Origin of the sequence: Kitasatospora sp. NPDC093102 (assembly GCF_040683915.1) — a bacterium.
Lineage (GTDB): Bacteria > Actinomycetota > Actinomycetes > Streptomycetales > Streptomycetaceae > Kitasatospora.
This window is the reverse complement of record NZ_JBFBFA010000049.1, coordinates 21,870-46,904: the sequence shown is the minus strand read 5'-3', so window position 1 is coordinate 46,904 and position 25,035 is coordinate 21,870. Positions and strand designations below refer to the sequence as shown.

12 protein-coding genes are annotated in these 25,035 nt (G+C 75.2%); all 12 read right to left on the bottom strand.

Going from position 1 to position 25,035, the window contains the following annotated elements; all coding sequences use genetic code 11:
* Positions 1-6,152: amino acid adenylation domain-containing protein (locus AB0O11_RS34345; RefSeq protein ID WP_363394880.1), on the bottom strand; the 6,152-nt coding region annotated here is incomplete at its 3' end.
* Positions 6,153-6,205: 53 nt separating this feature from the next.
* A complete protein-coding gene (locus AB0O11_RS34340) occupies positions 6,206-7,201 on the bottom strand; it encodes a TauD/TfdA family dioxygenase (RefSeq protein WP_363394878.1) in 996 nt (331 codons plus the stop codon).
* A gap of 8 nt (positions 7,202-7,209) precedes the next feature.
* Positions 7,210-7,422: an MbtH family protein gene (locus tag AB0O11_RS34335; protein WP_363394876.1), complete on the bottom strand. Its 213-nt coding sequence runs from the start codon at positions 7,420-7,422 to the stop codon at positions 7,210-7,212.
* 105 nt (positions 7,423-7,527) lie between these two features.
* Positions 7,528-8,712 (bottom strand): cytochrome P450, encoded by a 1,185-nt coding sequence (locus tag AB0O11_RS34330; protein ID WP_363394871.1) that lies wholly within the window; start codon positions 8,710-8,712, stop codon positions 7,528-7,530.
* Entirely contained in the window at positions 8,712-9,491 is a 780-nt protein-coding gene (locus tag AB0O11_RS34325; protein WP_363394869.1) for a thioesterase domain-containing protein, read from the bottom strand. The genes AB0O11_RS34330 and AB0O11_RS34325 overlap by 1 nt, the downstream gene beginning before the upstream one ends.
* The gene (locus tag AB0O11_RS34320) at positions 9,488-11,230 is read right to left on the bottom strand and encodes a non-ribosomal peptide synthetase (protein WP_363394867.1); all 1,743 of its coding nucleotides are present in this window, start codon (positions 11,228-11,230) and stop codon (positions 9,488-9,490) included. The genes AB0O11_RS34325 and AB0O11_RS34320 overlap by 4 nt, the downstream gene beginning before the upstream one ends.
* Before the next feature lie 9 nt (positions 11,231-11,239).
* Entirely contained in the window at positions 11,240-15,703 is a 4,464-nt protein-coding gene (locus tag AB0O11_RS34315) for an amino acid adenylation domain-containing protein (protein ID WP_363394865.1), read from the bottom strand.
* A 32-nt stretch (positions 15,704-15,735) separates the two neighbouring features.
* Entirely contained in the window at positions 15,736-20,460 is a 4,725-nt protein-coding gene (locus AB0O11_RS34310) for an amino acid adenylation domain-containing protein (RefSeq protein WP_363394863.1), read from the bottom strand.
* A gap of 127 nt (positions 20,461-20,587) precedes the next feature.
* Positions 20,588-21,850: a glutamate synthase-related protein gene (locus AB0O11_RS34305; RefSeq protein ID WP_363394861.1), complete on the bottom strand. Its 1,263-nt coding sequence runs from the start codon at positions 21,848-21,850 to the stop codon at positions 20,588-20,590.
* Between the two features lie 74 nt (positions 21,851-21,924).
* Positions 21,925-22,917 (bottom strand): asparagine synthetase A, encoded by a 993-nt coding sequence (locus tag AB0O11_RS34300; RefSeq protein WP_363394859.1) that lies wholly within the window; start codon positions 22,915-22,917, stop codon positions 21,925-21,927.
* 127 nt (positions 22,918-23,044) lie between these two features.
* Entirely contained in the window at positions 23,045-24,376 is a 1,332-nt protein-coding gene (locus AB0O11_RS34295; RefSeq protein WP_363394857.1) for a methylaspartate mutase, read from the bottom strand.
* A complete protein-coding gene (locus AB0O11_RS34290; protein ID WP_363394855.1) occupies positions 24,373-24,816 on the bottom strand; it encodes a cobalamin-dependent protein in 444 nt (147 codons plus the stop codon). Before AB0O11_RS34290 ends, AB0O11_RS34295 begins: the two co-directional genes overlap by 4 nt.
* Positions 24,817-25,035: the final 219 nt, after the last annotated feature.

Below are 25,035 nucleotides of genomic sequence, written 5' to 3'. Positions count from 1 at the left end.
CCCAGCGCCGCCCGCACCCGGCTGAGCAGCTTGGTGGCCAGCAGCGAGTGGCCGCCCAGCTCGAAGAAGTCGTCGTCGATCCCGACCGCCTCCAGGCCCAGCACCTCCGCGAACAGCCCGCACAGGATCTCCTCCTGCGGCGTGCGCGCCGCACGGCCGGCGGACAGCGCACCGAAGTCCGGTGCCGGGAGGGCGGACCGGTCCAGCTTGCCGTTGGCGTTCAGCGGCAGCGCGTCCAGCGGCACGATCGCGGCCGGCAGCATGTAGCCGGGCAGCGTCCGGGCGGCGGTGGCACGCAGCTCGACGGGGTCGAGCGGGCCGTCGGTGACCACGTACGCGACCAGGCGCAGCCCGTCCTCGTCGGGCAGGACGGCGGCCTGGAGCACCTGCGGGTGGGCGGTCAGGGCGCGCTCGATCTCGCCGAGTTCGATGCGGAAGCCGCGGATCTTCACCTGGTGGTCGGTGCGGCCGAGGTACTCCAGCTCCCCGTCGCGGGTGCGGCGCACCAGGTCCCCGGTGCGGTACATCCTCACGCCCGGCTCGAAGGGGCAGGCGACGAAGCGCTCCGCCGTCAGAGCGGGACGGCCCAGGTAGCCGCGGGCCAGACCGGCGCCGGCCAGGTACAACTCCCCCGGCACACCCACCGGGACGGGGTTGAGGTACTCGTCGAGGACGTGGCAGCGGGTGCCGGCGACGGTGCGGCCGAGGACGGGCCGCCCGGTGGCCCCCAGCGGGTGGGTCAGGGCGTCGACGGTGCACTCCGTCGGCCCGTAGAGGTTGTGGGCGGCGGTGCCCGGCGCCTCGCGAAGCCGCGTCCAGAGCGCCTGGCCGACGGCCTCGCCGCCGAGCAGCACCAGGGCCGGCGCGGGCTCCTCCAGCAGGCCCTCCTCGACCAGCTGCTCGGCGTAGGAGGGTGTCACCTCCAGGACGCCGATCCCCTGCTCGCGCACGTGGCCGACCAGGGCCCGGGCGTCGCGGCGCACGTCGCCGCCGATCAGGTGCAGCTCGTGGCCGGCGACCAGCCACAGCAGGCCGTCCCAGGAGGCGTCGAAGCAGAGCGAGGCGGTGAGCGCGACCCGCTGCCGGGCGACCCCGGCCATCACACCCGTGCGGTGGGCGGCCAGCAGCGCGGCGATGCCGCCGTGCGGGACCACGACGCCCTTGGGGCGGCCGGTGGAGCCGGAGGTGAAGATGACGTAGGCGGCGTCGGCCGCGCCGGCCCGCGGCGCCGGGTTCGTCGCCGGGCCGGCCGGCTGCGCGGCGAGGTCGAGCACGGGGTGCCCGTCGAGCACCTCGGGCAGCGGCCAGCGGTCGTCGGTGAGCACCAGCGCGGGGCGGGCTTCGGCCAGCATGTGGGCGGTGCGCTCGGCCGGGTACTCGGCGTCCAGCGGCAGGTGGGCACCGCCGGCCTTGAGCACCGCGAGGACGGCCACCACCGTCTCGGCCGAGCGCGGCAGGGCCAGTGCCACCACGCGCTCGGGGCCGATGCCCCGGGCGATCAGCTCGTGGGCGAGCCGGTTGGCCCGGGCGTTCAGCTCGGCGAAGGTCAGGGTGAGGTCGTCGCAGACCAGGGCCACCGCTTCCGGTGTGTCCGCGGCCTGCGCCTCGAAGGCGGCCGGCACCAGGGGCAGCTGCTCGGGCAGCGGCGTGTGGTCGCCCGCGGCCGCGGCCCGCTGCTCGGCGGGCAGGACGTCCAGCTCGGCGACGGACCGCCGGGGGTCGTCGGCGACCTGGCGCAGGATCGATTCCAGGGCGGCGGCCAGCTGTTCGGCGCTCTCGCGGTCGAACAGGTCGGTGGCGTACTCCAGGACGCCGGCCAGCCCCGCGGTGGCGCCCTCCGCGCCCTGCCGCTCGACCAGACGCAGGGTGAGGTCGAAGGTGGCCGTCCCGAAGTCGACCGGTTCCTCCGTCACCGTCACGCCGGGCAGGTCCGGGCCGTCCTCGGCGGCGCCCGCGAAGGCCAGCATCACCTGGAACAGCGGGTGGCAGGCGGTCGAGCGGGTCGGGTTCAGCTCCTCCACCAGGCGCTCGAAGGGCACGTCCTGGTGGGCGTGCGCGGCCAGGTCGGTCTCCCGGACCCTGGCCAGCAGGTCGGCGAAGCTCGGGCGGCCGGACAGGTCGGTGCGCAGCACCAGGGTATTGGCGAAGAAGCCGACCAGCTCCTGCACGGCCTCGTCGAGGCGGCCGGCCAGCGGGGTGCCGATCGGCAGGTCGGTGCCCGCGCCGAAGCGGTGCAGCAGGGTGGCGTACGCGGCCCGCAGGACCATGAAGAGGGTCACGCCGTGCTCGGCGGCGAGTGCGGTGAGCCGGGCGTGCAGGCCGGCGTCGAACTCCAGCGGGACGACCGCTCCGCGGTGGGTGGCGACCGGCGGGCGGGGGCGGTCCAGCGGCAGCGGGAGTTCCTCGGGCGCGCCGGCCAGCGCCTCGCGCCAGTGGGCGAGTTGGCGGGCCGCCAGGCTCTCGGGATCGGTCTCCTCGCCGAGCAGCTCGCGCTGCCAGAACGCGTAGTCGGCGTACTGGACGGGCAGCGGCGCCCACTGCGGGGCGTCGCCGGCGAGGCGGGCCCGGTAGGCGTCGGTGAGGTCGCGGTAGAGCGGGCCCAGCGAGGCGCCGTCCCCGGCGATGTGGTGGACGACCAGGACCAGCACGTGCTCCTCGGGCCCCTCGGGCCGCAGGTAGGCGTGGACCGGGAGGTCGGTGGCGAGGTCGAAGGTGTGGCCGGCGAGCTCGCCGGTCGGGCGGTCGGTGACGGTGAGCAGGCCGGTGCCGGGGGTGTCGAGGACGCGCTGGTACGGGGTGCCGTCCTGCTCGCCGAAGACGGTGCGCAGGGCCTCGTGCCGGTGGACGACGTCGCCGAGGGCGGCCGCCAGGGCGCCGGGGTCGAGCGGACCGCTCAGCCGCAGGGCGAGGGTGACGTTGTAGGTGGCCGAGGGACCCTCCGCCTGGGCGAGGAACCAGAGGCGGCGCTGGGCGAAGGAGAGCGGTACCCGCTCGGGCCGGGGGCCGGGGCGCAGCGCCGGGCGGGCCTGGGCGGGGGTGTCGGCCGCACGGTCGGCGAGCCGGTCGGCGAGCCCGGCGACGGTGGGCGTCTGGAAGAGGTCGCCGATGGCGAGTTCGACGCCGAGTTCGGAGCGGGCCCGGCCGACCAGGCGGGTGGCGAGCAGGGAGTGGCCGCCGAGGGCGAAGAAGTCGTCGTCGATGGTGATGTCGTCGATGCCGAGGAGTTCGCCGAAGAGCTCGCAGAGCACCCGTTCGCGCTCGTCGCGGGGGGCGCGCCCGCTGTCGTCGGCGGCGAGGTCGGGGGCGGGCAGGGCGCGGCGGTCGACCTTGCCGTTGGCGTTGAGCGGCAGCGCGTCCAGCAGGACGACCACGGCGGGGACCATGTAGCCGGGCAGTACGGTGCCGGCGAAGGTGCGCAGCTCGGCCGGGGTGAGCGTGGGGTCGGCGGTGCAGTAGGCGACCAGCCGGGTGTCGCCGGGGCGGTCCTCACGGGCGATCACGATGACCTGGCGGACGGCGGGGTGGCGGGAGAGCGCCGCCTCGATCTCGCCGAGTTCGATCCGGAAGCCGCGCAGCTTGACCTGGCCGTCGATCCGGCCGAGGAACTCCACGGCGCCGTCGCCGCGCAGCCGCACGAGGTCCCCGGTGCGGTACATCCTCTCCTTCGGCGCGTACGGGCAGGCGACGAAGCGCTCGGCGGTCAGGCCGGGCCGGCCCAGGTAGCCGCGGGCCAGGCCGGCGCCGGCCAGGTACAGCTCGCCGGGGACGCCGGGCGGAACGGGCCGCAGCCGGGCGTCGAGGACGTAGTTGCGCATGTTGTCCAGCGGGCCGCCGATCGGCACCCGGGGGCCGTCGAGGTCGGCGGGGGCGAGCGGATGGTGGGTGGCGAAGGTGGTGGTCTCGGTGGGCCCGTAGACGTGGGCGAGCAGCAGGTCGGGGCAGGCCTCCAGGACCCGGCGCATCAGGACGCCCGAGGCGGCCTCGCCGCCGGTGCAGACGACGCGCAGGGCGGCGAAGGTCTCCGGGGCCTGCTCGGCGACGAGGTCGAACAGGGCCTTGGTGAGGAAGACGGCGGTGACGTCGTGGCGGGTGGTGACGGCGTGCAGGGCGGTGGCGTCGAGGGCGCCGGGCGGGGCGACCACGACGGTGCCGCCGGCCAGCAGCGGCGTCCAGATCTCGTAGGTGGCGGCGTCGAAGGCGTGCGGGGAGTGCAGCAGGACGCGCTGGTGGCGGCCGTCCTGCCAGCGCCGGTCGGCGGCGAGGTCGAGCACGTCGCGGTGGCGCACGGCGACGCCCTTGGGGCGGCCGGTGGAGCCGGAGGTGTACATCGCGTAGGCGAGCTGGTCCGGGTGGACGGGCACGCCGGGGCGGTGGGCGGGGGCGCCGGCCTCGTCGCCGGGGCGCACCACGGCGGCGCCGTGCGGGAAGCCGGGGTCGGCGCGGTCGGTGAGCAGCACGGGGGCGCCGGTGTCGGCGAGCACGCCGGTCATCCGCTCGGCCGGCAGACCGGGGTGCATGGGGACGTAGCAGCCGCCGGCCTTGAGGACGGCGAGGGTGGCGACGACGACGTCGGCGGAGCGTTCCATCAGCATCGCGACGGGGGTCTCGGGGCCGACGCCGAGCGCGGTCAGGTGGTGGGCGAGGCGGTTGGCGCGGGTGTCGAGTTCGGCGTAGCTGAGGGTGCCGCCGTCGTGGGCGAGGGCGGTGGCGTGCGGGGTGCGGTCGGCCTGCCGCTCGAAGGACTCGGCGAGGGTGCCGGACCGGCGGGGCGCTTCGGTGGCGTTCCACTCGGTGAGGATGCGGGTGCACTCCTCGGGGGCGAGCACCTCCAGGGTGCCGATGGGTGTGTGCGGGTCGGCGGCGGCACCGGCCAGCAGCCGGGCGAGCCGGTCGGCCAGGGCGGCGACGGTGGTGCGGTCGTAGAGGTCGGCGGCGTACTCGATCGAGCCGGTGAGCCCGGCGGGGGCGCCGTCCGGGCCGTGCTGTTCGGCGATGCCGATGTTGAGGTCGAACTTGGCGACCCGCAGGCCGATCGGTTCGGGGGCGGACTCCAGCCCGGGCAGGGCGAGTTCGGCGTCCTGGCCGTGGTTCTGGAGCACCAGCAGGGTCTGGAACAGCGGGTGGCGGCCGAGCGCCCGGGGCGGGTTGAGTTCCTCGACGAGGCGCTCGAAGGGGAGGTCCTGGTGGGCGAAGGCGTCGAGCTGGGTCTCCCGGACCCGGCCGAGCAGCTCGGCGAAGCTCGGGTCACCGGAAGTGTCGGCGCGCAGCACCAGCGAATTCACGAAGAAGCCGACCAGGTCGTCCAGCGCCTCGTCGGCGCGTCCGGCGACACCGGTGCCGAGCGGGATGTCGGTGCCGGCGCCGAGCCGGGTGAACAGGGCGGCCAGGCCGGCCTGGAGGACGGTGAACAGGGTGGTGCGGTGGGTGCGGGCGAGGTCGAGCAGGGCGGTGTGCAGGCCGGCGTCCCAGGCGAGGTCGACGGAGTCGGCGGCGCCGGTGGGGGCGGGCGGTCGGGGGCGGTCCGTCGGCAGCTCCAGTTCCTCCGGGAGCCCGGCCGACGCGGCGCGCCAGTAGGCGAGTTGGCGGGCGAGCAGGCTCTCGGGGTCGTCCTCGTCGCCGAGCAGGTCGCGCTGCCAGAGCGCGTAGTCGGCGTACTGGATCGGCAGCGGTTCCCAGTCGGGGGCGCGGCCGGTCAGCCGGGCCCGGTAGGCGTCGGCGAGGTCGCGCAGCAGGGGGCCGAGCGACCAGCCGTCGCCGGCGATGTGGTGGAGCACGACGAGCAGCACGTGCTCGGTCGGGGAGAGGGTGAACACCGTGACCCGGATGGGCAGCTCGCGGCTCAGGTCGAAGGTCTCGGCGGCCGCGGCGTCCCGGCGGGCCGGGTAGTCGTCCGGTGCGCAGTCCACGGCCAGGAAGCGCGGCTGCGCCTCCTCGGCCGGCAGGATCCGCTGCACCGGGACTCCCCCGGCCACCGGGAACACCGTGCGCAGGGCCTCGTGCCGGGCGACCACGTCCGCCGTCGCGGCGCGCAGGGCGGCGGTGTCGAGCCCGCCGCGCAGGCGCAGGGCGAACGGCAGGTTGTACAGCGCGGTCGGCCCCTCGATCTGGTCGATCAGCCAGAGCCGCTGTTGGGCGTACGAAACCGGGATCACGGTGCTTCCTCTACTCGGGTCTGCTCACGTCACGGCACGGGCTGTTCGGGGGCTCAGGCGGCGGCCAGGGTGGGCCGGACACTGGGCCGGCAGTCCAGGACGTCGAGCGGCCGCCCCATCGAGACGGCGATCCTGCGGTCGCCGCGGTACGGGTCCCGTCCGTGGGCGCAGAGCACGTTGTCGACCAGCATCACGTCGCCGACCTGCCAGCGTTCGCGCACGGTCGCAGCGTGGTACGCCTCGTTGAGGGCGTCGACGTCGGCCCGCTCCAGCGGTTCGCCGTCGCCGAAGCCGGTGTTGAACGGGAGGCCGTCCGGGCCGAACTCGTCGGTCATCGCCTCGCGGATGTCCGGGTCGAGCGACCACTCGTTCCAGAAGGCGAGGTGGTTGAACCAGACCTCCTCGCCGGTCGCCGGGTGGTGGATGGTGCCGGGGCGCAGCTGGCCGGTGCGCAGGTTGCCGTCCGGCAGCCACTCCCAGGTGATGCCGTTCTCCCGGCAGTAGGCCTCGACCTCGGAGCGGTCCTCGGTGGCGAAGGCGGTGCGCCAGCCGAGGGAGACGTAGTCCGAGTAGTTGCGGGTGAGGGTCCAGCCGGAGGTCCGCATCCGCTCGACCAGGTGCGCGGGCAGCCGGGCGAGCACCTGGCGGCAGTCGGCGGTGGGGGTGGCCCCGCCCTCCTCGGGGGCGGTCAGGCAGGCGAAGAGCAGCCGGCCGGGGAAGGTGAGGGTGTAGCTGTTCTCGTTGTGCATCCGGATCGGCTGGGCCGGCGGCAGGTCGGTGGAGGAGAAGACGCCGTTGCCGTAGTCGCTGCGCGGGGTGGCCTTCTCCCGGTAGGGGGTGCGCTCGGGGATGAGGACGTCCCGTACGGCCGCGACGTCCTCGGTGCTCGTGACCGGCAGGCCGCGCAGGAAGATCGTGCCGTGCCGGTGCAGGGCTTCGGTGAGCGCGGTCTCGTTCTCGCGCAGCCACTCGCAGGCCTCGCCGAGGCCGGCGGTGCGCGGCGCGTGGGCGAGGGCCGGGCGGCCGGGGTTCAGTTCCCAGGTCGGCATGGTGGCGGTCACCGGTCGGCGAGGGCGGCGACCAGGCTGGCGGGCCTGATGTCGGTCCAGTTGGCCTCGATGTAGTCGAGGCAGCCCTGGCGGGTGTCCTCGTCGTGGACGGTGGTCCAGCCGGCCGGCACGTCGATCCAGACCGGCCACAGCGAGTGCTGGTTCTCGTCGTTGGCCAGCACCAGGTAGCCGGCGTTGTCGTCCTCGAACGGGTTGCTCATGGTGTCCTCCTTGGGTTGCTTCGAAGGTAGAGGCGGGCCGTGCGGCCGAAGGGCAGGAGTCGCGGCAGGAACGCGGCAGTTGGGCGGTGGGGGCTGCCGGGTGGTTCAGCGGGGGGTGAGGCGGACCGGGAAGCGGTCCAGGCCGAAGTTGATGATCGAGCGGTTGTGGGTGACCGGCCCGGTCGGCTCGATGGTGGCGACGCGCTCCAGCATCGCCGTGAACAGGCCGCCGAGTTCGGCCTTGGCCAGCGGCGCGCCGACGCAGTAGTGGGCGCCGAGGCCGAGCGCGAGGTGCTTGTTGGGGGCGCGGTCGAGCAGGATCTCCTCGGGCCGCTCGAAGGCCTCCGGGTCCCGGTTGGCGGACCAGACCCAGACCGCGACCCGGTCGCCGCGCCGGATGGTGCGGCCGTCGAGTTCGGTGTCCCGGCTCGCGGTGCGCAGGGTGTGCAGCCCGACCGAGGTCCAGCGCAGGAGTTCGTCCAGGGCCGAGTCCATGCCGACCTCGCCGCGCTGCAACCGCCGCCACAGGTCCGGGTGCCGGACCAGGGTGTGGAGGCCCATGGCGGCCGTGTGGCGGACGGTCTGGACGCCGCCGACCACGATGTTGTCCAGGTTGAGGACGACGTCCTCGATCGGCAGCAGCCTCCCGCCGACCCGGTAGGTGGCCATCATGCTGATCAGGTCGTCGCGCGGGTCGCTGCGCCTCAGCATCACCTGGTGCAGCAGGTACGGGATGAGCTGCTGGTGGCCGGCCCGGCGCTCCTCGGGGGTGCGGCCGAGGAAGGCGACGTCGCAGACCCGGACGACCATGTCGCGGTCCGCCTCCGGGACGTCCAGCAGGTCGCACATCACGGACAGCGGCAGCGCGGAGACGGCGTCGACGAGGTCCACCTCGCCCTGCTCGACGGCCCGCTCGACGATCGAGGCGGCGAGTTCGGCGATGCCCCGGGAGGCTCCGCGCACGGCGCCGGGCGAGAAGAACGGGTTGGCGGGGGCGCGGAGTTCGCGGTGCCGGGGCGGGTCGGTGAGGGCCATCATCCGGCCGGAGCCGACCGGGACGTTGCCCTCGCCGGCGCCGAGCAGCGAGCCCTGTTCGGAGCTGTAGACGGCGGCGTTGCGCAGCACCTCGGCGGAGTGCCGGTAGGAGAGCACCGACCAGACCGGCCCGTCGTCGACGGTGTCGGTGAGGTGGACGGCGGACTCCCGGCGCAGCTCCGCGACCAGCGCGGGGGTGTCGGGGCGGGCCCACAGGTCGGGGTCGGTGAGGTCGACCGCGGTGGTGGTTGTCATCAGTGCTCCGTCGTGGGCTGGTTTGCGGCGCCGGGCCGCGCGATGAGGGAGGTCAGCAGGTCGGCCGGGCCGGGCCCGTCGACGGTGGCGAGCAGGTGGCCGCCGGGGACGACGTGGTGGCCGTGGGCGCCGCGGGTGTGGGCGGCCCAGCCTTCGAGGCCGCCGACGGCGAGGAGGGGGTCCTCGACGCCGACGACGGTGTGCAGGGCGGAGCCGATCGGCGGGTGCGGGCGGGGCCGGTAGGTGTCGACCACCTCCAGGTCGGTGCGGATGCCGCGCAGCGCGTGCTCCTTCAGATCGACGTCGCCCGCCACGAGTTCGCCCATTCCGGCGAGGCGCAGCAGGTCGTCGGCGGTGTACTGCGGGCGGTCCGCCCCGGCCCAGGCGGCGGGCGGCGAGGCGGAGGCGGCGACGACCAGTTCGGGCCGCCGCTCGGCGGGCAGCGCCCGGGCGACCTCGTAGCCGAGCAGGGCGCCGAAGCTCTGCCCGTAGAAGCCGAACCGGCCGGTCAGGTGCGGGGCGAGGGCTTCCAGGACGGCGTCGACCAGCAGGTCGAAGCTCGCGGGCATCGGGTGGCCGAGCCGGCCGCCGCGGGCGGGCGGGCGCAGCGCCCAGACCTCGGCGGCCGGGGCGAGCGCGCGGGCGAGCGGGGTGTAGGCGGTGGCGTCGCCGCCGGCGTGGGGGAAGCAGAACAGCCGGTACGGGCGGTGCGGTTGGGGCACGGGGACGAACAGCCAGTCCCCCTCGACGCGGGGCCGGACCCGCAGTGCGGTGGTCATGCGCCGGCCGCCCGGGCGCGGGCGGTCAGGGCGGGCCGGGGGGCGGCGGTGCCGGCCGCGACGGCCCGTTCGACGGTGGCGGTGAAGGCGGCCAGGTCGGCCGAGTCGAGAAGGTTGCGCAGCTGGAGTTCGATGCCGAGGCGGCGGCGCAGCAGGTGGACGACCCGCAGCGCGGCGATCGAGTGGCCGCCGAGCGAGAAGAAGTCGTCGCCGGGCCGGACGCCGGTGACGCCGAGCACGGTGCTCCAGACCTCGGCGACCTGCTCCGCCAGTCCCCCGGTGCCGGCCGGGGCCTGCTCCTCGGCGGCGGGGACGGGCAGCGCCGCCAGGTCGACCTTGCCGTTCGGGGTGAGCGGCAGGGCGTCCAGCACGGTGATCACCGAGGGCACCAGGTGCGCGGGCACGGTGGCCCGCAGCCGTTCGGTCAGCTCGGCGGCGGTGACGGAGCCGGTGACGTAGCCGGCGAGCCTGCGGTCGCCGGGGGCGGGCTCGTGGATGGTGACGGCGGCGGCCCGGACGCCCGCCAGCCCGGCCAGGGCGTGCTCGACCTCGCCGAGTTCGATCCGGTAGCCGCGCAGCTTGACCTGCCGGTCCACCCGGCCGACGTACTCCAGCCGGCCGCCCTCGCCGCGCCGGGCCTGGTCGCCGGTGCGGTACATCCGGGCGCCGGGCGCTCCGGACGGGTCGGCGACGAAGCGCTCGGCGGTCAGGCCGGGCCGCCCGACGTAGCCGTGGGCGAGTCCGGGCCCGGCCAGGTACAGCTCGCCGACCGCGCCGTCGGGGACCGGGGCGAGCTTCTCGTCGAGCAGGTGGAGGCGCACGCCGGGCATCGGCTCGCCCAGGTGCGGGCCGGGGCCGCTGATCGGCGCGGTGACGGCCTCGACGGTGCACTCGGTGGGCCCGTACAGGTTGAGCGCGTCGATGCCGCCGTCGGCCAGTTCCCGCCAGGTGCGCTCGGGGACGGCCTCGCCGCCCATGAACAGCCGCGGCACCCGGGCGCCGGCGAACGGCTCGCGCAGCAGCTCCCAGTGCGAGGGGGTCAGGTCGAAGTCGGTGACGGCGTGCTCGGCGAGCAGGGCGGCCAGCCGGGCCGGGTCGGCGCGGTGCTCCTCGCCGATGACCAGGACGGTGTCGCCGCGGCAGATCCGGCTCCACTGCGGGACGGAGGCGTCGAAGGAGATGCTGGCGTTCCAGCCGACCACGCCGGGCTCGGCGCGCAGGGCGCCGGTGGCCTCCAGGCCCTCGATCAGTCCGGCGACGGCGCCGCGCGGCACCTCGACGCCCTTGGGCCGGCCGGTGGAGCCGGAGGTGTAGATGACGTAGGCCGGGTCGAGCGGGTGGGCTCCGGCCGGCAGCTCGGGCCCGTCGGCGGCGGCGTCCGGGCGCAGCACCGGCACGCCCTCGGCGGCCGGCAGGCCGTCGGCGCTGATCAGGGCGGCGAGCCGGGCGTCGGAGGCCATGAAGGCGAGCCGCTCGGCCGGGTAGGCCGGGTCGAGCGGGACGTAGGCGGCGCCGGCCCGCCAGACGGCGAGCAGGGCGACCGGCAGGTCGGCGGTGCGGCCGAGGTGGACGCCGACCCGGTCGCCGCGGCCGACGCCGAGGGCGCGCAGGGCGCGGGCCAGGGCGGCGGTGCGGCGGTCGAGTCCGGCGAAGTCCAGGCGGTCGGCGCCGGCCAGGACGGCGGTGCGCTCGGGGTGGGCGGCGACGGCGTCGCGCAGGCGGTCCAGCAGGTCGGTCATGACGGGTCCTCAGAGGTCTCGGGCGGCAGCGGCCATGGTGTGCAGGGCGGCGTCGTAGGTGTCGATGAACTGCTCGGCGGTGCTGTCGGCGACCAGCGAGCGCTGGTGGTCCACGGCGAGCAGCACCCGCTGCGTGACCGGGTCCTGGATCACCGAGGCGCCGAAGGCGAAGCTGTTGGGCTCGTGGCGCAGGGTCGGCTCGGTGCCGATCCGGCCGTCCACGATGCGGGCCGAGCTGAGCCGGCCGAGGGCGTGGAAGCGCAGGTAGCCGAACTGGCTGTCCAGCGCGGTGTCGGTCATCAGCCGGGCGAGGCGGGCGAAGGGCACCCGGCGGTGCGGCATCATGTCCAGCTCCTCCCGGTGGACCTCGCGGACCAGGGCGAGCAGGTCGTCGCCGGGCTCGCAGCTCAGCGGGACGGTGTTGAGGAACAGCCCGTACACCTCGGTGCCGCCGAGCCGCTCCAGCCGGCCGTTGACGGCCAGTCCGGTGGTGACCCGGGGCTTCCCGGTGACGGCGGCGAGGGCGCGCAGGTGGGCGGCGAGGGCCACCGACTTGACCGGCACGCCGAGCGCGTCGGCGACCGTCCGCAGCTGGTCCGGCGCCTCGGGCAGCACCCGTTCGACGGTGCGCGGCGCCTCGTGCACGGACTCGCTGCCGGGGAACAGCTGGCCGCTGACGCCGGACAGCCGCTCGCGCCAGTAGGCGAGCGAGCGCTCGTCCCCGGCGGCCTGCCGTTCGACGGCCACGTAGTCGCGGAAGGCGGTGCGCGGCGGCGGCGTGGGCGCGCCGAGCGGGTCGGCGGCGAGGGCGGTGTGCCGCTCCAGGATCTCGGTGAGCAGCGAGGTGAAGCTCCAGCCGTCGAGGATCGCGTGGTGCTCGGAGACGGTGAGCTGGAAGGCGTCCTCGGCGAGACGCTGCACCGTGATCCGGAACAGCGGCGGGGCGGTGAGGTCGAAGGGCGTCCACCGGTGGGTGTCGAACACCTCGCGGATCGCCGCGTCCTGGTCCGCTGCACCGCGCAGGTCGGCGAACTCGACGGGGGCCGACAGCCGGCCGTGGACGAGTTGCAGCGGTTCGCCGTAGCCGGACAGGTCCAGGCCGGTGCGCAGCACGGCGTGGCGGTCCATGGCCTGCGCGACGGAGCGCCGGAAGGCCTGTTCGTCGAGGTCGCCGGAGATCCGGTAGGAGTTGACGTTGTGGTAGCTGTCGGTGCCGCCGGCGATCTCCATGTGGAAGACCATGGAGAGCTGCATGGACACCATCGGGTAGGCGTCCACGAGGCCGGGCGGCAGGTCGGCGCGGTCCTCCGGGGTGATCAGGGCGAACGGCTCGTGGGCGTCCGGGTCATCGGTGACGGGCTTCGCCAGCGGCAGCAGGGCGGCGACGGTGGGGGCGTTGAAGACGTCCCGCAGGCTCAGCCCCCAGCCGCGCTCGTGCAGCGCGCCGGCCAGCTGGACGGCCCGGATGGAGTCGCCGCCGAGGTGGAAGAAGTCGTCGTGGACGCCGATGCCGTCCACCCCGAGGACCTCCGCCCAGACGGCGGCGAAGGCCTCCTCCTCCGGGGTGCGCGGCTCGACGTGGCGGCCTGTGGTGGCGGCGCTGCGCTGGCCGGGGGCGGGCAGGGCGGCGCGGTCCACCTTGCCGTTGACGGTGAGCGGCAGCGCCTCCAGCACGGTGTAGCTCGCCGGGACCATGTAGGGGGGCAGCGAGCGGCCGAGGAAGGCGCGGACGTCGGCGGGCTCGCGCCCGGTGACGTACGCGGCGAGGCGGTCCTCGTGCACGGTGACGACGCAGGCGTCGACGTCCGGGTGGGCGGCGAGCGCGTTCTCGATCTCGCCGAGCTCGATCCGGAAGCCGCGCAGCTTGACCTGGAAGTCGGCGCGCCCGATGTACTCCAGCCCGCCGTCGGGCAGGCGCCGGGCCACGTCGCCGGTGCGGTAGAGCCGGGCCCCGGGCGGGCCGTACGGGTCGGCGACGAAGCGGCCGGCGGTGAGGCCGGGGCGGCCCCAGTAGCCGTGGGCGAGGCTGCCACCGCCGATGTACAGCTCGCCGGCCGCGCCGGGCGGGCAGGGCCGCAGCCAGTCGTCCAGGACCTGGGCGCTCAGGTGCGGCATCGGTGTGCCGATCAGGCTGCGCTCGAAGCCGGTGCTGCCGGCCAGGTCGTGGGTGGTGACGTGGACGGTGGTCTCGGTGATGCCGTACAGGTTGCACAGCCGGGCCGGGGGCGGCGGGTCGAGCTCGAACCAGCGCTGGACGACGGCCGGGTCCAGCGCCTCCCCGCCGAGCATGATCCACTTCAGCGCGGGCAGGGCGCGCGGGCTGCGGCGCAGCACCGGCTCCAGCTGGCGCAGCGCCGAGGGGGTGAGGCAGAGGCAGGAGACGTTCTCCTCCTCCAGCAGCTGGGCGAACTCCTCCGGCGAGCGGCTGGTCACGTACGGGACGACGACCAGTCGGGCGCCGTGCAGCAGGGCGCCCCACATCTCCCAGACCGTCCAGTCGAAGGCGTAGCTGTGGAAGAGCGTCCAGGTCTCCTGCGGGCCGAAGCCGAAATGCCGCTCGCCGTCCGCCATCAGCCGGCTGACGTGCTCGTGGGCGACGGCGACGCCCTTGGGGCGGCCGGTGGAGCCGGAGGTGAAGATGACGTAGGCGACGTCGCCGGGGCGGCCGGCGGCCGGCGGGCGGGTGTCCGGCCGGGCGGCCAGGTCGGCGGACTCGGCGGTCAGGTCGTAGGCCTGCCAGGGGCCGTCGGGCACCCGGTCCGGGCGGTCCGTGACGACCAGGGTGACGCCCGTGTCGCCGAAGACCAGCGCGGCGCGGTCGGCGGGCGCGGCCAGGTCGACGGGCACGTAGGCGGCGCCGGTCTTGAGCACGCCGAGGACGGTGACCAGGATGTCGGCGGTCCGTTCCAGCAGCATGCCGATCCGGTCGCCGGGGCCGGCGCCGCGGGCGCGCAGGGCGTGCGCGAGGCGGTTGGCCCGGCGGTCCAGTTCGGCGTAGCCGAGGGTGCGGTCGGGGTCGCTGACGGCGGGCCGGTCGGGGTGGGCGTCGGCGGCCCGCTCGAACAGGTGGTGCAGGCAGTGGCCGGGGGTCTCGGTGGCCCCGGCGCAGGCGGCGGCCCCGGCGGCGCGGGTGGTCAGCCGCAGCACGGTGGCGTCGGGGTCGTCCAGGGCCGCGGTGAGCAGGGTGTCGAACTCGGCGGCCAGCCGGCGGACGGTCTCCGGGTCGAACAGCTCGCTGCGGTACTCGGCCTCGCCGCGCAGCTCGCCGTCGGCGCCGCCGCTCTCGCCGCCGTCGAAGACGGACCAGGTGAGGTCGAACTTGCTGGTGCCGTTGGAGCGCACCCGGCTCCGGGCGGTGGCCGCCGGGCCGAGCGCGAGCGGGGTGCGGTCCTCGCCGTGGGCGCCGAACACCACCTGGACCAGCGGCGGGTGCTGGGCGCTGCGGGCGGCGCCGAGCCGGTCGACGATCTGGTCGAAGGGCAGGTCGAGGTAGCCGTAGGCCTCGAAGGCGACGTCCTGGACGTGCTCCAGCAGGTCCCGGAAGCTCAGCGCGGGCGCGAGCCGCAGGCGCAGCGGCAGCAGGTTGACGAAGTAACCGAGCAGGTGCTCCAGTTCGGGTCGGTCGCGGGTGGTGACGGGGGTGCCGACCACCAGGTCGTCGGCGCCGGTCCAGCGGTTCAGCAGGAGGGCGAAGGCGGCCAGTTGGACGGTGAACGGGGTGACGCCCTCCGTCTCGGCCAAGGTGCGGACCCGCGCCGCCGTACCGGGGGCGAGGCCGAACTCCTCGGTCCGGCCGGCCGCGCCGCGCTCGGCGGGCCGGGGCCGGTCGGTGGGCAGCTCCAGCAGGGCGGGTGCGCCGTCCAGCTGCTCCTTCCAGTAGGTCAGGTGCTCCTCGAAGGAGGTGCCGAGCTCCTCCTGCGCGTAGTCGGCGTACTGGACGGTCAGCTCCGGCAGTTCGGCCTCCCGGCCCGCCACCGCGGCGCCGTACACCGCGGCGAGTTCGCGCTCGAAGACCTCGGCGGACCAGCCGTCCCAGACGATGTGGTGGACGGTGAACAGCACCGTGGTGCGCTCGTCCGCGAGCCGGAAGGCCTCGGCGCGCAGCAGCGGGCCCGTGGCCAGGTCGAAGGGCTCGGCGCAGCGGGCTGCGAGCAGCTCCTCCAGGCGCTCCTGCCGCCCGGGGCCGCTCAGCGGGCGCAGGTCGGTCACCGCGAGCGGCACGGCGAGGGTGGGGTGCACCTGCTGGCGGGGGCCGTCGGGGTGCAGCGCGAAGGTGGTGCGCAGCGTCTCGTGCCGGGCCACCACGGTGTCCAGTGCACGCTGGAGCAGGGCAAGGTCGAGCGGGCCGGTGACGTCGAGGGTCCAGGGGGTGCAGTAGGTGACGGCCCGCGGATCGAGGCGGTCGAGGAACCAGAGGCCGCGTTGCAGGCCGGAGACGGGCGCGGTGCGCGCCGGGTGGTCGGACGGGCTCACGGCCTCGTTCCCTTCGTGTGCGGTACGGCCCGTCACCGGGCGGCCAGCCGTTCGGCGATGGCGCTCACGGTCCGGGCCCGGAACACCAGTTGCGGGGGGACGCGGCTGCCGGTCTCCCGGGACAGCCGCATCGCGACCCGGACGGCGGCCAGCGAGTTGCCGCCGATCCGGAAGAAGTTGTCCTCGCGGCCGACCTCGGCGAGGTCCAGGACCTCGCGCATCGCGTCGGCAACCAGCCGTTCGGCCGCGGTCAGCGGGTCGACGGCGTCGACGGTGCCTGCGGCCCGGCGTCCGGCGGGGGCGGGCAGCGCCTTGCGGTCCACCTTGCCGTTGTGGTTGAGCGGCAGTGCGTCCAGGACGTCCAGCGTCGCGGGCACCAGGTGCTCGGGCAGCAGGGCGGCCAGGTGGTCGAGCAGCGCGTCCGGGTCGGGGGCGCCGGCGCCGACGGTGACGTAGGCGGCGAGCCGGCGGTCGCCCGGGGCCGGCTCGTGGACGGCGACGGCGGCCTCCCGGACGGCCGGGTGGCGGGTGAGCGCGTCCTCGATCTCGCCGGGCTCGACCCGGAAGCCGCGGACCTTGATCTGGTCGTCGATCCGGCCGGTGACCTCCAGCAGCCCTTCGGCGTTGACGAAGCCGAGGTCCCCGGTGCGGTAGAGGCGCTCGCCGGGGGCGCCGTACGGGGAGGCGACGAAGCGTTCGGCGGTCAGTGCGGGCCGGCCGAGGTAGCCGTGGGCGAGGCCGCCGCCGGTGGCGTACAGCTCGCCGGTCGCGCCGGGCTCGACGGGGCGCAGTCGCTCGTCCAGGACGAGGATGCCCTTGCCGTTGAGCGCGGCGCCGATCGGCACGGAGGCGCCGGTCAGGTCGGCGGGGGTGACCTGGTGGCAGGTGGTCAGGCCGAGGCTCTCCACCGGACCGTAGCCGTTGGCGACCACCAGGCCCGGGTGGTTCTCCAGGGCCTTGGCCACGTGGGTGACGGAGGCCCGCTCGCCGGCGGTGAAGGCGAGCTTCAGGCCGTCGTAGGTCTCCGGGAACTCCTCCAGCAGGAAGTTGAACAGGCTGGCGGAGAGTTGGAGCTGGGTGACGCCGTGCCGGCGGGTCAGCTCGGCGATGGTCTGCGGGTCCGGGCGCTGGCCGGGCTGGAGGACGCAGCGGCCGCCGAAGCAGAGCGCGCCGTACAGCTCCAGCGCGAAGGCGTCCCAGGAGACCGGCGAGCACTGCAGCCAGACCTCGTCCGGGCCGAAGCGGGCGTAGTCCTGGCCGAGGTAGGTGGTGGTGAGCGCGCGGTGCGGGACGCCGACGCCCTTGGGGCGGCCGGTGGAGCCGGAGGTGAACATCACGCAGGCGAGGTCGGCGCCGTCGACCGGCAGGCCGAGGTCGTGTGCCGCGTACCGGGCGAGTTCGGCGGCCGAGGCGTCCAGGTCCACCCGGCTGCGGACGGCGAACGGCACGGTGGTGTGCCGGTGGGTGACCACCGTGGCGGCGCCGGTGTCGGCGACCGCGCCGGCCAGCCGCTCGGCCGGGAAGTCCGGGTCGAGCAGGGTGTAGGCGGCGCCGGCCTTGAGGGCCGCCAGCAGCGCGACGACCAGCTCGGGGCCGCGCTCGGCCAGCACGGCGACCGTGTCGCCGCGGCCGATGCCCAGGCCCGCCAGGTGGCGGGCGAGCCGGTTCGCGGCGGCGTTCAACTCGCCGTACCCGACGGCCCGTTCGCCGGAGACCAGGGCGACGGCCTGCGGGTCGCGGGCGGCCTGTGCCTCGAACAGGGCGTGCACCGGGACCTCGACGGCGGCGGCCAGGGTGCCGAGCCACTCCTCGCACAGACCGGCCATGGTGGCAGCGGCGAAGAGGTCGCTGTCGTACTCGAAGCGGCCGGTGAAGCCGGTACCGAGGTCGTCCACCGAGACGGACAGGTCGAAGCGGGAGACCGGGTTGGAGTGCAGGGCCCGGGTGACCTCGTGCCCGCCGACCGTGAACGGCCGGGAGTCCAGCGGGTGCAGCTCCAGCAGCACCTGGCAGAGCGGGTTGCGGTCCTCGGGTCGCTCGTCGAGCACGGCGTTCGCGATGTCGTCGAAGGGGACCTCCTGGTGCCGGTAGCCGCTGATCGACACCTCGCGCACGTGCCGGACCAGCTCACGGAAGGAAGCACCCTCCTCCAGCTTCAGCCGCAGCGGCAGCAGGTTGACGAAGTAGCCGATCAGGCCGTCGAGTTCGGCCCGGCCTCGGACGTTCACCGGCGAGCCGAGCACCAGGTCGCGCTGCCCGGAGCGGCGGTGCAGGGTGAGCGCCAGCCCGGCGAGCAGCACCATGAAGGGGGTGGCGTCCTCGCTGCGGGCGAGCGCCCGGACGGCCTCGGCCACCGGGCCCGGCATGGTGAAGCGGTGGAAGGCTCCGCGGAAGGCCTGCTCCTCGGGGCGGGGGCGGTCCGGCTCCAGTGCCGGCACGGTCGGCGCATCGCGCAACTGCTCGCGCCAGTAATCGAGTTGCCGCCCGGCGGTGTCGTCCTGGTACTGCCAGGAGGCGTAGTCGCCGTACTGGACGGCGAGTTCGGGCAGATCGGCGGGGCGCCCCTCGGCCGACGCCGCGTACAGCTCCCGGAGTTCGGCCTCCAGCACCGGCAGCGAGCCCTCGTCCCAGACGATGTGGTGCAGGAGCAGCAGCAGCGTGGTCGCCCCGCCGGCCCGGAAGACCCGTGCCCGGACCAGCGGCCCGCGCTCCAGGTCGAAGGGCTCCAGCGCGGCCTCGGCGACCAGGGCGTCCACCCGGTCGGCGGTGGTCTCGGTGAGCGTGAACGGCAGCTCCACGGCGAGGTGGACGACCTGGCGCGGGCCGTCCTCGGCGAGCTCGAAGGTCGTCCGCAGGCTCTCGTGCCGCGCCACCACCCCCGCCAGCGCCCGCCGCAGCAGCTCGGGGTCGACCGGCCCGGAGAAGCGGAACACCCAGGGCACCACGTAGGTCGGCGCGTCCGGGTTCCACTGGTCGAGGAACCACAGGCCGCGCTGGAACTTGGACAGCGGGGCCTCGGCGGCACCGCTCCTGGTCAGGGCCGGGCGCTCGCCGCCGGACGCGGAGGTCACCGCAGCGGCGAACTCGGCCAGCGTCGGCGCGTCGAAGATGGTGTACGGCGACACCATGCCGAAGACGTCGAAGACCCGGCCCACCACCCGTACGGCGGTGAGCGAATCGCCGCCCAGGTGGAAGAAGTTGTCGTCGGCGCCGACCTCCGGCACCCCGAGCACGTCCGCCCAGACCGCCGCGATCAGCTGCTCGGCGGGGGTGCGCGGGGGACGGCCGGCCGGCTTGCCCTCCGACGCGGCCTGCGGCGCGGGCAGCGCCCCGCGGTCCACCTTGCCGCCGGCCGTCAGCGGGAAGGCCTCCAGTGCGGTCAGCGTCGCCGGGACCATGTGCTCGGGCAGCCGCTCGGCCAGCCAGGCCCGGGCCTCGGCGTACCGCGGCGCGGCGCCGGTGACGTACGCGGCCAGCCGGCCCTCGTGCGCGACCACCACGCAGCCGGTGACGCCCGGGTGGCCGGCCAGCACCTGCTCGATCTCGCCGGGCTCCACCCGGAAGCCGCGGACCTTCACCTGGTGGTCGCTGCGGCCGAGGAACTCCAGCGGGCCGTCCTCGGCGGTGCGGCGCACCAGGTCGCCGGTGCGGTACATCCGGGCGCCCCGGGTTCCGTGCGGGTCCGTTCCCGCACCGGGTGCCGCGAACGGGTCCGCGACGAAGCGGCCGGCGGTGAGGCCGGGGCGGCCGAGGTAGCCGGAGGCCAGCAGCGGCCCGCCGACGTACAGTTCGCCGGCCTCGCCGGGCGGCACCGGGCGCAGCTTCTCGTCGAGCACGTGGAGTCGCCGCCCGCCGACCGCGGTGCCGATCGGCACGCGGGTCTGCGACTGCTCACCGGCCGACCGGTGGATGGTGGCGGTGACCACGGTCTCGGTCGGCCCGTACGCGTTCAGCAACGGCACCCCGGTCGCCGACCACCAGGCGGCGGCGGTGGCGGGCTCCAGCTTGTCGCTGCCGGAGATCATCAGCCGCAGGGTGCGCGGCACCCGGCCGCCCAGGGCCGCCACCACGTCCTGGAAGTAGCCCGCGGCCAGGTTGGCGACGGTGACGCCCTCGGCGTCCAGCAGGTCCAGCAGCGCGGCCGGGGCGAGGAGTTGCTGCTCCGGCAGGATCAGGCAGGCCCCGGCGGACAGCGCGCCGAGCACCTGCTCCACGGCCACGTCCACGGTCGGGCGGGCGAACTGGAGCACCACGTCGTGCTCGGTCAGGCCGAAGGTCCCGACCACCGCGGCCAGGTGGCCGGTGAGCGCGGCGAGCGGCACGTGCACGCCCTTGGGGCGGCCGGTGGTGCCGGAGGTGTAGATGACGTAGCCGGCGCCCGCGCTCACGCCCGTCCCGTCACCGAGCCCGGTGATCTCCTCGCCGTCGAAGGCGAGGGCCGCGCCCGCGTCCTCGGCGATCCAGCGGTTGCGTTCCTCGGGTGCCTCCCGGTCCAGCGGGAGGTAGGTGGCCCCTGCCCGCAGGGCCGCCAGCAGCGCGACCACGTGGTCCAGCCGGTCGCGGCCGGTGACGGCGACCGTCCGCCCGGGGGCGAGCCGGGCGGCAAGGGCGGCGGTCAGGCCGTCCAGCTCCCGGTAGCTGACGGTCCGGCCACCGGCCCGGACGGCCGGCCGCTCCGGGAAGCGGGCGACGGCGGAGGCGAACGGCGCGAATGCGGGCGCCGCGAATTCGACGGGAAAACCGCGTGAGGACATCATCCAGCCCCAGATCGTGAGAGAAAACGGCGACGAGATTGACGATAGGAGGAATTCGACGGCCCTATCGGCAGAAGAACAGGAAGGAAATCGGCAGTTTCTCGGTGCCGAATTCCGCACAGGCCGTCGGCTATCGGCCGACCGGAATTCCGAACCCCTCGGGAGACCAGACGTCCTCCCGGTCCAGGGCCTGCGGAGCGTATTTCCCGAGCGCACTGATCAGCAGCCGGAGTTCCAGCGAGAGACATTCCGTGAAACGGCGGAGCCCGGATTCCGGATCCTCCGCGACGGCGAGCAGCGCCGCCCGCCCCAGGCCCACCGCACGGGCCCCCAGCGCCAGGCTCTTGACCGCCCGGGCGCCTTCCCAGATCCGCCCGGAGACCAGCAGGGAGGGCGGCGGCGCGGCCGCCAGCCGGCGCAGGCACTCCGCGAGCGGCAGGCCGACGTGCGGCAGGAACACCCCCGGCGCCCAGCCGGTGCCGCCCTCCGCGCCGTCCACCACGACGGCGTCCGCCCCGGCCTCGTGCGCCACCCGGGCGGCCTCGGCCACGTCCCGGCCGGGGTAGAGCTTCACCCAGATCCGCACCCGCGGGTAGTTGTTGCGCATCAGCCGGATCTGCTGGCGCAGGATCTCCGCGGTGAAGGTGCCCGGGGTGGCGGCGCGCAGCACGCGCCCGTCGCCGAACAGCGGATCCAGTCCGAAGCGGTCGCCGAGCGCGGCGGCGGCATCCGCGTCCAGCACGGTCATCCCGCCCAGGCCCGGCTTGGCGCCCTGGCCGACCTTCAACTCGAAGGCCAGCCGCCCGGATTCGAGCAGCGGAAGGGCTGCAGGATCGCTGTGGACGAGGTTCCACACCTCGGCGTCGGCGTCCTCGGTGCTCTGCTGGACGGCCACACCGCCGAGCCCGTCCGGGAGTTCCTCGGTGTAGGCGCGCAGCCGGCCGAGCAGGGTCCGGTCGGCCGCCTCGCCGAGCCGGCCGTAACCGTTGACCGGCACCACGTTCTCGCCGATCACCATCGGGATCCCGAGCGCCCCGGCCTGCCGGCTCAGGGCCAGCCCGAGGTCGCCGCCGGCCGCCCGGGTGGAGCCGGTCGCGGAGACGTACACCGGCAGCGCCGAGGCGAACCCGCCGACGGTGGTGGTGAGTTCGACGTCCCGGTAGTCGGGCTCGCGGCCGAGGTCGATCAGCTTGGCGAGCCGTTGCGGCAGGAACAGTGGCGGGACGATCCGCAGGGCGTCGAGGGCGTCGGACGGCGCCGCCCGCTCGGGCCGGCCGGCGCCGAAGAGCACGTGCCCGTACTCCTCGGCCGGCGGGAACGCGGCGGCCGCCCCGGCACGGGCCCGCCGCCGGACCTCCTCCTGCGGAAAACCGGGCGCGGTCAGATCGCCCACGGCGCCCACCTCACTGCGCTCGGCAGGGGCGTTCGCCCACTCGCCCCTCCCAATGGTGAGCTCGCTCCGCTCGCTCACGGCGAGACCACCCCCGCGACCTTGGGGAACGCGCTGGCCTGCCAGACGGCCTCCAGCCCGGCAACGTACCGGGTGAGCCGCTCGACCCCGATCCCGAAGCCCGCGCTGGCCGGCACGCCCTCGCGCACCAGGTCCAGGTACCAGCGGTACTTCTGCGGGTTCTCGCCGGTCTCCCTCATCCGGGTGATGATCTCCGCGTAGTCGTTGGTGCGCTGGCTGCCGCTGCACAGCTCGCCGTAGCCCTCGGGCCCGAGCAGGTCGAAGTTCCGCAGCAGGCCCGGGTCGTCCGGGTGCTCGCGGTCGTAGAAGCCGCGTGAGCCCTTCGGGTAGTCGGTGACGAAGAACGGCCGGTCGCGCCGGGCCGACAGCAACGCCTCGCCCTCCCAGTCGAGTTCGGCCTCGGCACTCTGCGGGTGGCCGATGCCGCGCAGTTCGGCGACCGCCTCGGCGTGCCGGACGCGGCCGAAGGATCCCTTCAGGAGGTCGGCGAACGCCTGCGGGTCCCGGCCGAGTTCGGCGAACTCCTTGGGCAGTTCGCGCACCGTGCTGCCGACCATGTGCATCACCAGCTCCTCGGCCAGCCGGACGACGTCGTCCCGGCTCGCGCCGGCGACCTCCACGTCCAGCTGGTGGAACTCGGCCAGGTGGCGACTCGTCCCGGCCGTCTCCAGCGGCTCCAGGCGGACGTTCGGGGCGATGCAGAAGATCTTGTCGAAGGCGAGCAGCGAGGCCTGCTTGTACAGGATCGCGCTGGTCATCAGCTTGTAGCGGTGGCCGTAGAAGTCGATGTCCACCTGCTTGGAGCCGCGCGCACCGGGGTCGGTGACCGGGCCGATGATCGGCGGCAGCAGCTCGGTGAAGCCCCGTCCGCGCAGGAACTCGCGGGCGGCGGTCAGCAGGTGCTGCTGGATCCGGAGCGCGCTGCGGGTGGCCGGCGCGGTCAGGTGCCGCCCCGGGTCGGTCGGGGGCAGGGGCGTGGTGTCGGGCATGGTCGGGATCCTCTTCTCTCGGGGTGTCCGTGGTCCGCCGTCGTGAGCGCGGGCGGTCGTCTGTCGTGGAGCGCCGGCCGGGCGGAGCGCCCGGCGGCTCGGCGGGTGCGTCGGCGCGCTGGGCGTGTCAGCGGACCGCGGGCAGGCCTCGGGCTGCGGCCGCGGCCACGGACGCGGACGCGTACGCGGCCCGGCCGTCGTAGCTCCGCTGGACGTGGGAGAGGGCGGCCAGCAGCCCGGCCGAGCCCAGGATCGGCGCGCGGCCGCGCTCGACGAGCCCCGCGATCGGCATCGAGCCGACGGCGGACCAGTGCAGCCGCCCGTCCGGGCCCAGCGAGCTGCGGGTCCGCCCGGCGTTGTCGGGGTGCAGGCAGTACGGCACGTCCAGGTAGCCGGCCGCGAACGCCCGCACCAGGGCCCGCCCGAGGTCGGCGTCCAGGTCGAGCACCGCGCCGATCAACGCCCTGGCCTCGGCCTCGATCCCGGTGTCCGGCGGCGCGACGGGCCGCGGGCGGGCCCGCTCCGCCGTGGCGGCCGCGGCGGCGGTCTCCAGCGCCCGGACGTTCTCGGCGACGGTCGGGATGCGGTGCGCCTCGGCCGTGGTCTTGACGATCAGCCGGGCCGCGCCGCCGCGCACCGCGAGCCGGGCCGCGTCCTCCAGCAGCAGCCGCGCGCCGCCGGGCGAGCGCGGGAACACGCCCATGTACGCGTACACCACGAGGTGCCAGTCGACGTCCGCGAGCAGCTCGCCCGCGATCCGGCCGAGCGCGGCCAGCGCCTCCTCGTCCTGGTGGGCGTTGGCCTGCTGGGCGTAGCTGAGCGAGATGCTGCGCAGCCCGTGCCGGCGGAAGAACAGCGCCTCCAGCACGCTGACGGCGATCAGCAGCGAGGGCGGGCAGAGCTGTCCCATCAGGCAGCCGCCGAACGTCTCCAGGTGCGGTTCGGCACCGAACTCCCGGATGCTTGCCAGGAGTTCGCAGCTGTGCCGCCAGCGGGCCACCGCCTCGTGGAGCGGGGTGCGGCCGTACGGCAGGCAGTAGGAGACCGGTCCGCCCTCGGTGGCGTCGAGACCGGCCGCCAGCAGCGCCTCGAAGATCCGCTCCGGTGCGGCCGAGCCGTGCCGGACCTGCACCGGGAAGCCCGCGTCCGCCACTCCGCGCAGCACCGCCCGGGTGACCTCGACCGGGTGGGTGGCGATCGGGTAGCCGTTGAGGCCCGCCCCGACGGCCAGGGCGCGCCGCGCGGCCGCGAGATCGCCGGTACGGGTGTAGCTGTCCAGGGTGATGGTGCCGACGGTGACGGCGGCCGCCTCCCGGGTGGCGAGCAGGCCCTCCCGCATCCGGGCCGCGTCCGCCATCCCCATCCGGGGCTGGACCACGAGGGCGCCGGCCTCGGCGGCCTGCGCCACGAACGCGCCGAAGCCCGTCCCGGCAGGAACCGACCCGGCAGGACCCGTCACAGCAGGACCCTGGAGCGCAGTCCGCCGACGAACTCGCGGAACCCGGCCACCGCGGCGCCCTCCTCGAAGACCGCGTCGAAGCCGGCCGCCAGCAGGGTCCGCTTGCGGTCGGGGTCGTCGGCTCCGGCGATGCCGAGCTTGCCGCCGATGACGGTCGGGGTGCGCCGCAGTTCCGGGCAGGCGCGCAGGGCCTGGATCACCCGCAGGCCCTCCTGGTGGCCGTGCCCGTTGACGCTGCTGATCACGATCAGGTCCGGTTCCGTCCGGCGGCATTCGGAGAGCAGCAGCGCGTCCGGGACGCACGCGCCCAGATTCGTCACCCGGTGGCCCATCTCCTCCAACAGGAACTGGAGGAACACCAGGTTCCAGGTGTGCGAATCCGAGGCCATCGTCGTCACGACGACGTCCAGACCGTTCTGTTCGGCATTTCCGTGCTCCACAACTCAGCCCTCATCGGTAGAGATCGTCGATGGCATTCCGGCCCGCGTGTCGCGGCGGCCCCGCCCACGGAGAACGCTAGGAACGATCGGGCCCGGCGAGCGGCAGCTCCTGCGGCATTAAGCGGCAGAATCGGCGGGACCGGCGGGACCGGCGGGACCGGCGGAATCGGCACCTCGCCGACGCGCCGCGGCGCGGCCGGCCCGCACCGACCGGCCCGC

Excerpts from the sequence above, each read along its gene's own strand:
- AB0O11_RS34340 (WP_363394878.1), bottom strand. The coding sequence starts at position 7,201 with ATGCCGACCTGGGAACTGAACCCCGGCCGCCCGGCCCTCGCCCACGCG.
- AB0O11_RS34335 (WP_363394876.1), bottom strand. The coding sequence starts at position 7,422 with ATGAGCAACCCGTTCGAGGACGACAACGCCGGCTACCTGGTGCTGGCC.
- AB0O11_RS34330 (WP_363394871.1), bottom strand. The coding sequence starts at position 8,712 with ATGACAACCACCACCGCGGTCGACCTCACCGACCCCGACCTGTGGGCC.
- AB0O11_RS34325 (WP_363394869.1), bottom strand. The coding sequence starts at position 9,491 with ATGACCACCGCACTGCGGGTCCGGCCCCGCGTCGAGGGGGACTGGCTG.
- AB0O11_RS34320 (WP_363394867.1), bottom strand. The coding sequence starts at position 11,230 with ATGACCGACCTGCTGGACCGCCTGCGCGACGCCGTCGCCGCCCACCCC.
- AB0O11_RS34310 (WP_363394863.1), bottom strand. The coding sequence starts at position 20,460 with ATGATGTCCTCACGCGGTTTTCCCGTCGAATTCGCGGCGCCCGCATTC.
- AB0O11_RS34300 (WP_363394859.1), bottom strand. The coding sequence starts at position 22,917 with ATGCCCGACACCACGCCCCTGCCCCCGACCGACCCGGGGCGGCACCTG.